This window comes from Neiella marina, assembly GCF_002165625.1.
Lineage (GTDB): Bacteria > Pseudomonadota > Gammaproteobacteria > Enterobacterales > Neiellaceae > Neiella > Neiella marina.
Map to the genome: position 1 here is coordinate 46,896 of NZ_NGNS01000003.1, position 12,339 is coordinate 59,234.

The 12,339-nt window shown below is 48.6% G+C and carries 14 protein-coding genes; 9 read left to right on the forward strand and 5 right to left on the reverse strand.

Going from position 1 to position 12,339, the window contains the following annotated elements; genetic code table 11:
* Positions 1-21: 21 nt before the first annotated feature.
* Entirely contained in the window at positions 22-891 is an 870-nt protein-coding gene (locus CBE68_RS03620) for an SMP-30/gluconolactonase/LRE family protein (protein ID WP_143824479.1), read from the reverse strand.
* 9 nt (positions 892-900) lie between these two features.
* Positions 901-1,701 carry an SDR family oxidoreductase gene (locus tag CBE68_RS03625; protein ID WP_087504701.1) on the reverse strand — a complete coding sequence of 267 codons (801 nt, stop codon included), beginning with the start codon at positions 1,699-1,701 and terminating at the stop codon, positions 901-903.
* Between the two features lie 408 nt (positions 1,702-2,109).
* On the opposite strand from CBE68_RS03625, the gene CBE68_RS03630 reads away from it, so the two are divergent.
* A complete protein-coding gene (locus CBE68_RS03630; protein ID WP_087504702.1) occupies positions 2,110-3,054 on the forward strand; it encodes a C-terminal binding protein in 945 nt (314 codons plus the stop codon).
* A gap of 50 nt (positions 3,055-3,104) precedes the next feature.
* Here CBE68_RS03630 and CBE68_RS03635 read toward each other — a convergent pair whose 3' ends face one another.
* Positions 3,105-4,238, reverse strand: coding sequence for an endo-1,4-beta-xylanase (locus CBE68_RS03635; protein ID WP_087504703.1), 1,134 nt, complete (start codon positions 4,236-4,238; stop codon positions 3,105-3,107).
* Between the two features lie 274 nt (positions 4,239-4,512).
* Positions 4,513-5,550, reverse strand: coding sequence for a dihydroorotase (gene pyrC, locus CBE68_RS03640; protein ID WP_087504704.1), 1,038 nt, complete (start codon positions 5,548-5,550; stop codon positions 4,513-4,515).
* Between the two features lie 246 nt (positions 5,551-5,796).
* On the opposite strand from pyrC, the gene CBE68_RS03645 reads away from it, so the two are divergent.
* The 8 genes from CBE68_RS03645 (at position 5,797) to CBE68_RS03680 (ending at position 11,630) form a co-directional block, all read left to right on the forward strand.
* On the forward strand, positions 5,797-6,498 hold the full coding sequence (locus tag CBE68_RS03645) for a spondin domain-containing protein (RefSeq protein WP_087504705.1): 702 nt from the start codon (positions 5,797-5,799) through the stop codon (positions 6,496-6,498).
* 12 nt (positions 6,499-6,510) lie between these two features.
* Entirely contained in the window at positions 6,511-7,224 is a 714-nt protein-coding gene (locus CBE68_RS03650; RefSeq protein ID WP_087504706.1) for a spondin domain-containing protein, read from the forward strand.
* Positions 7,225-7,302: 78 nt separating this feature from the next.
* Complete coding sequence (locus tag CBE68_RS03655) at positions 7,303-8,004, forward strand: response regulator transcription factor (RefSeq protein WP_087504707.1); 702 nt, start codon at positions 7,303-7,305, stop codon at positions 8,002-8,004.
* Positions 7,994-9,484 carry a sensor histidine kinase gene (locus CBE68_RS03660; RefSeq protein WP_087504708.1) on the forward strand — a complete coding sequence of 497 codons (1,491 nt, stop codon included), beginning with the start codon at positions 7,994-7,996 and terminating at the stop codon, positions 9,482-9,484. The genes CBE68_RS03655 and CBE68_RS03660 overlap by 11 nt, the downstream gene beginning before the upstream one ends.
* A gap of 109 nt (positions 9,485-9,593) precedes the next feature.
* Positions 9,594-9,905 (forward strand): pyrimidine/purine nucleoside phosphorylase, encoded by a 312-nt coding sequence (ppnP, locus tag CBE68_RS03665; RefSeq protein WP_087504709.1) that lies wholly within the window; start codon positions 9,594-9,596, stop codon positions 9,903-9,905.
* A gap of 69 nt (positions 9,906-9,974) precedes the next feature.
* A complete protein-coding gene (hxpB, locus tag CBE68_RS03670) occupies positions 9,975-10,634 on the forward strand; it encodes a hexitol phosphatase HxpB (protein ID WP_229744637.1) in 660 nt (219 codons plus the stop codon).
* A gap of 2 nt (positions 10,635-10,636) precedes the next feature.
* Positions 10,637-11,368 (forward strand): pteridine reductase, encoded by a 732-nt coding sequence (locus CBE68_RS03675; RefSeq protein WP_087504711.1) that lies wholly within the window; start codon positions 10,637-10,639, stop codon positions 11,366-11,368.
* 61 nt (positions 11,369-11,429) lie between these two features.
* Complete coding sequence (locus CBE68_RS03680) at positions 11,430-11,630, forward strand: CPXCG motif-containing cysteine-rich protein (protein WP_087504712.1); 201 nt, start codon at positions 11,430-11,432, stop codon at positions 11,628-11,630.
* A gap of 5 nt (positions 11,631-11,635) precedes the next feature.
* Here CBE68_RS03680 and CBE68_RS03685 read toward each other — a convergent pair whose 3' ends face one another.
* Positions 11,636-12,262: a riboflavin synthase subunit alpha gene (locus tag CBE68_RS03685; RefSeq protein ID WP_087504713.1), complete on the reverse strand. Its 627-nt coding sequence runs from the start codon at positions 12,260-12,262 to the stop codon at positions 11,636-11,638.
* Positions 12,263-12,339: the final 77 nt, after the last annotated feature.

The window sequence follows — 12,339 nt, forward strand, 5'->3', positions numbered from 1 at the left end:
ATGAAACCTGTGTGGGAGCTCTTAGCCGCGGAATAAATTGCTGGGCAGACCTTGCGGACCCGGCTGACAAACAAATAGGCTGCCAGCCAGAGGAAAGTCGATAAGCTGCTGATCGGACATCAATAAGCGGGCCGTCGTAATGTACAAGTCGCGATAGTCTGCGCCGCCAAAACAAACGCTTGTCACATTTGGCGCCGGAACAGTGATTTGTTCCACTAGCTGACCATCTGGCGCAAATCGACTGACCTTGCCACCACCGAAATGAGCAAGCCAAAGATGATCATCGGCATCCACGGTGATGCCGTCCGGGCAACCGTCTTCGAGGTCTAATTGGACAAACAATCGTTTATTGGAAAGATTAAAGTCAGCATCAACGTCAATGGCATAAACATGACGCTTGATGGTGTCATTGTGATACATAGTGCGGCCATCTGAGCTGAACGCGGGGCCATTACTAATGATGTAACCGCTATCGGCCTTGAGCAATTCGTGCTGTGCGGACAACCGGTAAAGCGCGCCGGATTCATTCGTTTCGGTCTCATCCATCGAGCCGGCCCACAAATTTCCAGCGCCATCAACTTTAGCGTCATTAAAACGATTGTCTGGCATGTGCGCCTCAGGAAGCACTATTGGTTTGACCAGACCAATGTTCAGATCGATGGCAACGAAACCATTGCGATTAGTAGCAATAAACTCGCCTTTATTGCTGCGCGCGAGGGAAGTAATTTCTTCATCAAACTGCCAGACCTTTTGTTCGTCTGTTGCGGGAATATAACGTAGGATTTGATGTTGTTTAATGTCCAGCCAGTAGAGTGCTTGCTCTTGCTGATCCCAACAAGGCCCCTCTCCCAGTTTTGCTTGGTAACGCCATGCGAGTTTTAAATCGGTCATGGATGCCACCTAATCTCTACCCGGAAATTCAGAGCTTTCGCCAATACCTTCACCACCAAGCCCTAAATAGCCACCATCAACAGGCAAGTCGGTACCGGTGATAAAACTAGCCTCTTGGCTGAGCAGAAACATCACCGCGCTGGCCACTTCCTCGGGATATCCGCAACGGCGAAGCATGTGATAGCTGCCCCATATCGGGCCGTACTTCTCTCGGTTGTAACCTGCGGCTTTGTCTACCTCACGGGTCCATATCCAGCCCGGAGAGATGCTATTGACGCGAATATTCTTAGGAGCCAAATCAAGCGCAGAACACTTGGTTAGCTGACCGACGGCGCCTTTCGCTGAGTTATAGGTCCAGCGTCCTGGTTGAGCGATATGGGCAGAGATACTGCTAATGTTGACGATAGCGCCACCGCCGGCCTTGGTCATGTACGGCGCAACGAATTGGGTCATCGCGGCAAAGGCCATCGGCCCAACTGTCAACGAGCGCAACCATTGCTCGCGAGTCGCTTCCAATCCTCCAGCAGTAAATGCAAACGCATTGTTGACCAGAAAATCGACGCCACCCATTTTGTTGCAAGCGTATTCAACCAACTGCCGACAGAACTTATCATCCCCCATATCGCCATGGAGAAAGTGAACATCACCACCTTGACCACGCAACTCATCAACAGCATCAAGGCCAGATTGTTGCTCAATATCACTGATGGTGATTTGGCACCCATGAGCAAGCAGTGACTCGACGCATGCCCTGCCAATACCTTGGGCACCTCCGGTGACAATGGCTCTTTTGCCGGCTAGTCCTCTCATCGTTCTCCCCTCTCCAGTCGCCCTATCGTTATTATTAGCTGCAGTTCTTTGCCTGCGACTTGTTACCGCAACAATATATGATTGCGTTAACAATGATATTAAAAACAGCGCTCTCTAAAGTCATGCGCACGCACACACGCATGTCGCTTTTAAACCACACTTAAATTAATAAATGCACCGTTTCGGGGGGGCGAAAACTAATTAATTTGAGAGCGCCGGAATAAACTGTTACCGTTAACAACTGTTAGTCAGCATAACGTTAAACCAACAATTTGTTAAAGCGCTAACGCTGGTTTTATCGAAATGAAAATCAATATTGAGATCTGGACCAAATATTCATCAACTAACCGCTTTAGTCTCCAGAGAGACAAATAATTCCAACAATACCGCGCTGTTGAGGGCCCATATATGAAAGTAGTTGTGACAGACTGCACCTTTGAGTCATTTGCACATGAACAAGCAATGTGCGATCGCAATGGTTACGAACTGGCAATACATCAATGCCTTGGCGAACAGGAGTTAATAGACGCTGCTGCCGATGCCGATGCGCTCTTTGTTCAGTACGCCCAAATAACCGATAAGGTCATGGCCAACTTAAAACGCTGTAAGGTTATTGTTCGCTATGGGATTGGTGTCGATTCAATTGATTTGGATTCAGCTCAAAAGCATGGCATTGCCGTGTGCAATGTGCCCGATTATGGAATATCTGAAGTGGCAGAACATGCCGCATCACTAGCATTGTCGCTGGGGCGACATCTGCCTTGGTGGGATCAACAAATCCGAGCCGGTAACTGGCCAGCGAGCACTGCAACCGCTCTGCATTCCTATTCTCAAATGACTGTTGCAATTGTAGGGGCTGGGCGAATCGGTAAGGCCTTGATTGAGCGCTTGCGGCCCTTCGGTTTTTCCTTCATTGCTTATGATCCCTTTATCGAGGCGGCAGAGTTAGCGGCACTCGGAATCAGTAAAGTGACCTTAGATGAAGCCTTTGTGCAAGGAGACATTGTCAGTCTCCATCTGCCTTTGACGCCAGACACAGAACATTTGGTTAATCTTCAACGGCTACAACAAATGAAATCAAGCGCAGTGTTGATCAATACATCTCGTGGCGCTCTGGTGGATACTCATGCGCTTGCACAAGCTCTTAAACACGGCAGCATTGCCTTCGCCGGCATCGACGTTTTTGAGCAAGAACCACTGGCCGAAAATCACCCCCTTTATGCTTGTGACCGGGCATTTCTTTCGCCCCACATCGCATATTACAGCTTAGAAAGTGTTGCGCGGCTGCAGCAATATGCAGCCGAAGAAGTCGAACGAGCACTAAGCAATTACCCGCTTCGCTGTCCAGTTTAATATCGCGACAAAAAAGCCCGCATCGGCGGGCTTGATTCGTCGGAACTCAGTTATTGTCGTTTCGCCATATCGATGAGTTGCTGCACTGCTGCTTTCGGCTGGTTGTCACGGTCAAACAACAACGGATAATCAGTCCGCCCCTGCATCGGCCAGTAATTGCGCCAGGATTGACCATCATTAACTCCCCAGAAAGTTACTCGGCTGATAGCGTCACGGTGACGCAAGAACATGGCAAACAGTTCAACATAGTAATCATTCAGCTGTTTCAATTCAGCCTCAGGCATACCGTCGACGTATGGGTTTAGCTTTTCTTGTAGTGCTAAATCAATGCTGACGTCAGCACCCTGCTCTTGTTCTTCTGGGAATGGCAATACCGAGATATCTAATTCGGTGAACATAACCTTCACACCCAAAGCGGCAAAGGCTTTAACTGATGCTTCAAGCTCATTGAGATCCGGATAGCCAAGTCCATAGTGGCCCTGAATACCGACGCCATCAATACGGATACCGCGGCTCTGTAAATCTTTTACCATGTTTACTACGGCTTGGCGCTTAGCCGGCTTAAACAAGTTGTAGTCGTTGTAGTAAAGCTCAGCATGTGGCGCTACTTTATCGGCTAATTTGAACGTTTCCGCAACGTAATCATTGCCCAACGTTTGATACCATTTAGAGTCACGCCACGTACCATCATCATTAAACACTTCGTTAGCAACATCCCAACCTTGCACACGCTCGCCAAAGTGTTTGCCTATTGTGGTCATATGGGTTTCTAGTCGTTGCAGTACTAGCTCCCTTGGGGCAAGCTCGCCTGCTTCGTCAGTAAACACCCAGTCAGGAGTTTGTTGATGCCAGAGCATGGTGTGACCAACAACGAAAATATCATTTGCTTGTGCCAGTGCGATCATTTGATCGGCAACATCGAAAGTGAACCTACCTTCCTCAGGCTGCAGCGACTCCCACTTCATTTCATTTTCAGCAGTGATCGTGTTGAAATGCTTATTCACTACAGCTAGGGCGCCTGGCTCGTAACCCAAAGCTTGAGGCTTGTTTAACGCCCCACCGATCATAAAGTGGTTTTTATAGGCATCTTTGAGCCCTTCATCGCTAACGCTCGGTTGAATCGACTCACTGCAGCCCGACAACATCATTATCAAGCTCAAAGCGCTCATTGCGGCAACTTTCATACGAACTGATCTCCATTAATTGTGTAAGCGTTACCTAGGTAGCAATCAATATTGCCGGTGGCGCTAAGTAACGATGCCTATTTAACTTATCAAGTTGTAGTCATTATGACTATATAAAAATTAAATGAACAAACACTGTAAGAAAATAATGTGATGTGACGCAGGCAAAGCATTAAGCGCAAGCACGACATCGCATAAAGGGATTAAAAGATTGGTAAAGAGAGTTCGACTAGGCGGTTAAATGCCGCCTACCCGTTGAAACAAAAAACTTCGGCTAGCGTTGCACTTGCCAATTGAGTGTTTGGCCTGCATAAAACGGCACCATGTCGTCACTGCCTACCTTGACTGATTCAGGCATTTGCCAAGGGTCTCGGACCAAAGTAACAGTTTTGTCGTTAACCGGCAGGCCGTAAAACTTGGGGCCATGAAGGCTAGCAAAGCCTTCCAGCTTGTCTAAACAACCAATATCATCGAAAATGTGGGCATAAAGTTCTAGCGCAGCTGGCGCGCTGTAGCAACCAGCGCAGCCGCAGCTGCTCTCTTTTGCGTGTTTCAAATGAGGCGCTGAATCCGTACCCAAAAAGAACTTGTCGGAGCCCGTTGCAACCACTTCACGCAGGGCTTGTTGGTGGGTATTGCGTTTTAACACTGGTAAACAGTAGTTGTGCGGTTTCACGCCACCAACCAACAAATCATTACGGTTGTACATTAAATGCTGCGGTGTAATTGTCGCCCCCACATTGGCAGAGGTAGAGGCGACGAACTCTGCAGCATCGGCGGTGGTAATGTGTTCAAACACCACTTTCAGATTTGGGTTGTCAGCAACAATTTTGGTCATATGACGATCAATGAATTCTTTCTCACGATCAAATACATCAATATGAGATTCGGTGACTTCGCCATGAACAAGCAGCAATATGCCCTGTTCTTCCATCGTTGCGAATGTCTCTTTTAGTAGTCCGAGATCAGTGACACCGTGAGCAGAATTTGTTGTCGCATTGGCAGGATATAGTTTACAGGCTTTAACCACACCTGCTTGCTTAGCCTCAACAATCATTTCTGGAGTGGTATGGTCAGTCAGATAAAGTGTCATCAAAGGTTCAAATGAATTACCTGCAGGCACACAGGATTTAATGCGCTGATAATAACTAATTGCTTCTTGAGCAGATACCACGGGCGGTTGCAGGTTTGGCATTGCAATGGCGCGAGCAAAAACTGCTGCTGTTGCAGGTACCGCAGTTTGCATAATGGCATTATCACGCAGGTGAATGTGCCAATCATCGGGTTGGCGAATTGTCAGAGTTTGAGTCACGTATCGAAGTTCCTGTGATCGATAAAACTTGGAAGTGTTTGATGCCGCATAGTTTATAACAAACGGCAACGGTTGGCAGCTTCAGCGCAGACAGAACCACCTTTAGCCAAGCCAATAACCTAAAACAGCGTGCGATCAAAACGTAATAGTTCGTGATACTAATGTGATAAACATGTGACTCGGTCGGGATTTTCCTTTCATAGCTTTATAGCTAACCCAAACGGCAACAAAGAAAGGAAACCACTCATGTTGAAATCAACCTCAACAATCGCTGCGCTGCTCATGTCTGCTACTCCATTAATGGCATCTGCGCAGGTTATCGACGTCAAAATCACCAATCTAACCCAAGGGATCTACTTCACCCCTATTCTTGCCACAGCCCATAGCCCAGAGTACAGCTTGTTCCAAGCCGGTCAAATGGCTAGCCCTGAATTACAAGCGATGGCTGAGGGAGGCGACATTGCCGGCCTTGTGTCGATTGCAGATTCTATTGGCGCAAGCTCACAAGCCAATCCGGCTGGCGGCTTACTAGCCCCCGCGAGCTACACCATGGTGACGGATTGGGATACTGGCACTAATACTGCGCTGACAGTCGTTGCCATGCTATTGCCCACCAACGATGGTTTTGTCGGTCTAAACAGCTGGACCATTCCTGAGCAAGCCGGAACCTACACTGTGTATTTAAACGGCTACGACGCCGGCACCGAAGCTAATGATGAGATTGTTAACGGCGGCGGCATGCCTGGCGCACCTGGTATCCCAGCAAATCCTGGTGGCAATGGCGGTATGGGCGCAACTGGTGTGATTGCCGAGGAAGTCAACACCATGATCCATATCCACCCCGGTAATGTTGGCGATAGCGATCCAGAAGGTGGCATGAGTGATTTGGATAGCCGTATTCATCGTTGGCTTAACCCGGTTGCCAAACTAACCGTAACCGTCAAGTAACGGGAGGCGACGATGAACAATTACCTGGTAAGCGGTTTAGCAATCGCGACGTCTTTAGCCTTGGCTGGTTGTGGTGGTAGTAGCAATAACTCCGCTAGCACCCAAGACACCGATATGGACATGACGCCCGTTTATGAATACCAAGTCACGGTGGTAAATCTCACGGCAGCGCAACCCTTTTCACCTTTAGCCGTGGTTTTACACGGCAGCGACCAGATGCTGTGGCGCATTGGTGAAGCCGCCTCAGATGGTATTGAGATGATGGCGGAAAGTGGCGACAACAGCGTATTGCTTGATGCCGTCGCTGGTCTCCCGGTCAGCGCTGGCGCCGGAATCATCATGCCCGGAACGAGTGAAACGGTGATGATCAGCACCGAAGATATGGCCATGATGCGTCTGACAGCAACCACCATGTTGGTTAACACCAATGATGCTTTCGCGGGCGTAAACTCAGTCGATATTAGCGCCCTTGCAAATAATGAAAGCATGACTTGGTACCTCAATACCTATGATGCAGGCACCGAATTCAACAGCGAAACAGCGGCGTCAATTCCCGGACCTGCTGGTGGTGGTGAAGGTTTTTCTGCAATTCGTGACGACGTGATGAATAAAATCAGCCGCCACCCCGGTCTGGTTACTCAAGCAGATGATTCTATGTCGGCTCTGTCGCCATGGCATCGCTTCGATTCAATCGTTGGCAAAGTCACTGTCACCCGAATGAACTGATGCCTGACCGTGCCATGCGTGAACTAACGCATGGCACCATCGTCTGCTTAGCGACCACAGCAACAGGGAGCAGCGGCGATGAACGCTCGTATTCTGGTAATAGAAGATGACCATGACATTAATCAGCTGATCAGCATGAACCTGCAAGACTTAAATCATCAGGTAGATAGCTGTTCAGATGGCTCAAGCGGCTGGCGCCGCGCCCAGCAAGATGCTTACGATTTGATCGTATTGGATTTAATGTTGCCGGAAAAAGATGGCCTAGAGATCTGTCGTGATCTCCGTGCTCAGCAAAATGCCACACCAATCTTGATGGTCACCGCTCGGGATAGCGAGGCTGACCGTGTGGTAGGCCTTGAGATGGGTGCGGATGACTATCTGACTAAGCCATTTAGTGTTCGGGAATTGCAAGCCCGAGTAAAGGCAATGCTGCGACGAATGGCAATGAATCAAGCAGCGCAACAAACGCCTGCTGCTGCCAAATTGACGTTTGGCGCACTGAGCATTGATAGCGCCAAACGAATTGTCTGTTGCCATGGCAAAGTCATTGAGTTGACCTCGACAGAATTTGATTTGTTGTATCACATGGCGAGCAGCCCCGGCATGGTGTTTAGCCGCACTCAATTACTCGATCAAATATGGGGTTACAAACATTCAGGTTATGAGCACACAGTGAACTCTCATATTAACCGTCTTCGGACCAAACTTGAGGCCAATCCATCGCAACCGCAATATGTGATCACGGTGTGGGGCGTGGGCTACAAATTCAATGATGAGTAAATTTTTATCTTCTTTTTACAGCAAGCTAGCCATTGCCGTACTGATTTGCTTTGTCGTCATCGGTGCTTTGCTATTATTGCTTGCGCACAATGTATCAGGCCGTTATCAACAAGAGGTTGAACAAAAGCTCCATGCCCAGCTGGCAGAGCACTTAGTTCATGACACTGAGTTGTTTGTGCAAGGCGACTTAAACCAGAAAGCCATTAAACAAGCATTCCACACCATGATGATTTTAGGGCCTCGCTTTGAGTTCTACATTATTGACCCAGCAGGCAAAGTACTGACCTACTCAGCCGAGCCTGGCAAGGTCAAACGAGAACACATTGATTTGACCCAAGTCGAGCAGTTCATCGCCCAACAATCGCCCATGCCGATTCTCGGCGACGACCCACGTAACCCACTCAAACAGAAAATATTTTCTGCTGCCCCAATCTACGAAAACGAACAACTCAAAGGCTACCTGTACATCATTATTGGTGGTGAAATATACGACAATATTGCCGATGTTATCCGCAACAGCAAAATCATGACCTTGGGCGTTTGGGGGATTGCGTTGACGCTGACTTTTAGTCTGTTGTTGGTGTTATTGATTTTTGCCTTGTTAACTCGACCGTTGCGCCGTTTAGCCAACGACATGATGGCATTACAGCGCCATGGTTTCGAACGCGGTATGACGGCAGTCAATAAATGGCAACAGGACTCTAACGATGAGATCCAGAAACTTGGCACTGCCTTTAACACCATGGCAGCGACACTCGATCGCCAATATCGTAAGGTCCAAAGCACCGACCAATTGCGGCGCGAGATGGTTTCCTACGTCTCTCATGATTTACGAACGCCGCTCGCCGCTTTACAGGGCTATCTTGAAACTTGGCAACTAAAGCGCCAACAACTGACTGACGAGCAAAGCCAACAGCTGATTCAAATTGCCTTGGATAATGCACGTAAAACCAGCCAGTTGGTGGAGCAACTTTTTGAGCTGGCCCACCTCGATGGCGATAACGTCACCCTGAACTTAGAGCCGGTGGCAATCGCTGAACTGATTCAGGATGTGATTCAAAAACTGCACTTGCAGGCGCTCGAAAAACAAGTGTCGATTAGTGTGTCGCCACAAGATCCATCACTGATGGTCACGGCCGACATCCAGCGCTTAGAACGGGTGTTTACCAATCTTATCGATAATGCTATTCGTCACTGCGACCATGGCGATACTATTTCGGTCCAACTCAGTGCCCGCGGCGACAAGCTTGAAGTTGCCGTCATTGATACTGGTTGTGGCATCCCCAAAAGCGAGTTAGCCCATATTTTTGAGCCTCATTTTCGCGCCAGCAATAGTGCCAATGGCAAGCGGATTCATAGTGGCTTAGGCCTAGCTATTACCAAGCGAATATTGCAACTTCACCAAGCCAGCATTGAGGTTATTTCAGAACAAAACGTTGGCTCTGAGTTTCGTTTTTCGTTGCTCGCTTCGGCCAGCTAATGGCATTTTTTGGCTAATCAGGGTATAAGCAGGGCCGTATTGGAGAAAACCTCACCAATACCAATCAAACAACAATAACCCTCACCCTGAATTAGCAAGGAGCAGTTTTGTGAGCCAATTTGATAATGTTTCAATCATCAAAAAAGCCAATATCTATTTCGACGGCAAGGTATCGAGTCGCACCGTTTTGTTTGCTGACGGCAGTAAAAAGACTTTGGGGCTGATGGCTCCTGGTGAGTACACTTTTGGTACCGAAGCCGCAGAGCTAATGGAAATCCTCGCCGGTACAGTGCAGGTTAAATTGCCCGGTGCTACCTCATGGTTAACGGTTGCTGCAGGCCAGTCATTTGATGTTCCAGCCAACTCGTCGTTTGATATTCAGGTTGAATCTCTCACCGATTACTGTTGCTCTTATCTGTAACGAGCAGTAATGATTATCGAGGGCTAGCTAGTACCAGCCCTCTCCTTCACTGACTTACTGAGCAAAAACATGCAAGCAATCATTTTTGACATGGACGGCGTCATCATCGACTCTGAGCCGTTTTGGCAACAGGCGGAAGTTGAAGTTTTCCAGCGCTACGGTGTTCCGGTTAGCGCAGACATGACGCTTCAAACCATGGGATTGAGAATCGATCTGGTGGTCGATTATTGGTTTAAGCAATATCGCTGTGACACTCCAAAACAAGTCCTAGTCGACGAAATGTTGGCGCGAGTAAATCAACTAGTTAGTCAACAGGGCCAGGCGCTGCCCGGTTTCCACGCCCTCCTTCAGTTGATCAAAGAACAAGGGATAACCGTTGGCTTAGCCACCAGTTCACCGCTCAGCATGGCAGACAATGTGATTGAGCGACTTGGTATCGAAGGTCAATTTGATGCCGTTAATAGTGCGGAGATCTTGCCTTACGGCAAACCACATCCGCAGGTCTATCTCGATTGTGCCGCAGCATTGGGAGTCGACCCGCTCGACTGCTTGGCCATCGAAGATTCAGTCACCGGCTTAACGGCAGCCAAAGCAGCTCGCATGACAGCCATCGCAGTACCTCCGCAGATCAGTTTTGAAAAGCCACAATATGGTATCGCCGATACCAAGGTAACGAGCTTAGAGCAGGTTAATCAGACGTTGCTGTCGCAGTTAGGCTTTGATTTCTAACCATGACACAAACGCAACCAGTTGTTGTTATTACCGGCGCCGCCAAACGCATTGGTAAAGCAATAGCGCTGCTTTTTCATCAGCAGCAGTATCATGTCGTTATACACTACAACCGCGCTGAAACCGACGCGTTCGCATTAGTCCATTCGCTCAACCAACAACGGGCAAATAGCGCGTCTTTGATCGGCGGAGATTTGTCGTTACCCGACACTTATCAACAACTAGCTGACTTTGTCAGCAACAAGCTCGGCCGTTTAGATGTGCTGGTCAATAACGCATCGAACTTCTATCCAACTACAGTTGGCCAATGTGACCTCAACAATTTTCACGATCTGATGGCGATCAATGCCCAAGCGCCATTGTTACTCAGCCAGCAGCTTGTTCCATTGCTCAACCAAAGTCAGGGCTCGATCGTCAACCTGATTGATATCCACGCCACCAAACCCTATCGCAACCACGCGGTCTATTGCATGGCTAAGGCTGCACTAGCCAGTTTAACGAAGAGTTTAGCGTTGGAGCTGGCACCGAACATACGGGTTAATGGCATCGCTCCAGGAGCCATTTTGTGGCCGCAAACAATGACGCCCGAGCAACAGCAGCAGCGTGTGAAGGAAATACCACTGCAACAACTCGGCGCACCGAATGACATCGCCAATGCTGTGATGTTTTTAACCACGGCGAACTACATTACTGGCCAGATCTTAGCGGTGGATGGTGGCGCTAGTTTGGTCTAGTTTTTAATAGGCAATAGTTATTTCCTCTCGCTCAACATGCTGACAAGCTCAGGAGTTCGGTATGGACTTAACCAGACGCGGTATCAGTTGCCCTACCTGTGGCCACTCCTTTGTGATCGATCTCGATTACTCGCGCGGCAGCCAAGATTATTACGATGATTGCCCCAACTGCTGTACCTGCTATCATGTCCGATTGGATTATGATGATATCGAGCAACAAGCTCGTGTGACCATCGATGCAGATGATGAACAGTACTATTAATTGCGCTATCGGCCACTATTGCGTTGTGCCGCTAGGATTCGCTCAACTGTATCGACAACGGCTTGGGTCTGACTGTCTATTTCGATGTTGAACAAACTGCCGACAGGCTTGTCCCCAATAGTGGTGATTGTCCTTGTTTCAGGAATTAGGTGGAGGCTAAATTGGCCTTGGTCGACTTGCTCACCAATGGTTAAGCTGATGCCATCAACGGCGATGTAGCCTTTGCTCAGAATATACTTCTGATGTTTGGTGGCGACTTTTAATTGCAGCGCTAAATTGCCTGCACTCTCCTCGCGCCCGATCAGCTCGGCTTGGCAATGAATGTGACCAGATAACAAATGACCACCAATTTCATCGCCAAATTTCGCCGCTCGCTCAAGGTTGACCGCATCCCCAGAATTAAGCGCCGCTAAATTGGTCAGCCTCAGCGTCTCATCAATGACATCAAAACGAACCACATTGTGGTCAAATGATACAACGGTCAAACAAACGCCATTAACGGCGATGCTGGCACCGCAAGCCAAGCCGGATAGCATATCGGCCGAAGGCCATTGGATTTCAAGTTGCATCACTTGATCAATGACATCAGCTCGCAATACTGTCCCTTTTGTTTGCACAATTCCGGTAAACATAGCGCCCCCTTCTGATAAACTTGGCGCCAAGCTTATCATATTCATCTGGCCTGCCCTCAGGCCCGCTTTCGTTTGGA

What these genes read in the sequence shown, in the direction of transcription:
- CBE68_RS03625 (WP_087504701.1), bottom strand. Translation starts at nt 1,701, where the DNA reads ATGAGAGGACTAGCCGGCAAAAGAGCCATTGTCACCGGAGGTGCCCAA.
- CBE68_RS03685 (WP_087504713.1), bottom strand. Translation starts at nt 12,262, where the DNA reads ATGTTTACCGGAATTGTGCAAACAAAAGGGACAGTATTGCGAGCTGAT.
- CBE68_RS03655 (WP_087504707.1), top strand. Translation starts at nt 7,303, where the DNA reads ATGAACGCTCGTATTCTGGTAATAGAAGATGACCATGACATTAATCAG.
- CBE68_RS03650 (WP_087504706.1), top strand. Translation starts at nt 6,511, where the DNA reads ATGAACAATTACCTGGTAAGCGGTTTAGCAATCGCGACGTCTTTAGCC.
- CBE68_RS03645 (WP_087504705.1), top strand. Translation starts at nt 5,797, where the DNA reads ATGTTGAAATCAACCTCAACAATCGCTGCGCTGCTCATGTCTGCTACT.
- CBE68_RS03620 (WP_143824479.1), bottom strand. Translation starts at nt 891, where the DNA reads ATGACCGATTTAAAACTCGCATGGCGTTACCAAGCAAAACTGGGAGAG.
- CBE68_RS03675 (WP_087504711.1), top strand. Translation starts at nt 10,637, where the DNA reads ATGACACAAACGCAACCAGTTGTTGTTATTACCGGCGCCGCCAAACGC.
- CBE68_RS03635 (WP_087504703.1), bottom strand. Translation starts at nt 4,238, where the DNA reads ATGAAAGTTGCCGCAATGAGCGCTTTGAGCTTGATAATGATGTTGTCG.
- hxpB (WP_229744637.1), top strand. Translation starts at nt 9,975, where the DNA reads ATGCAAGCAATCATTTTTGACATGGACGGCGTCATCATCGACTCTGAG.
- CBE68_RS03680 (WP_087504712.1), top strand. Translation starts at nt 11,430, where the DNA reads ATGGACTTAACCAGACGCGGTATCAGTTGCCCTACCTGTGGCCACTCC.
- CBE68_RS03630 (WP_087504702.1), top strand. Translation starts at nt 2,110, where the DNA reads ATGAAAGTAGTTGTGACAGACTGCACCTTTGAGTCATTTGCACATGAA.
- CBE68_RS03660 (WP_087504708.1), top strand. Translation starts at nt 7,994, where the DNA reads ATGATGAGTAAATTTTTATCTTCTTTTTACAGCAAGCTAGCCATTGCC.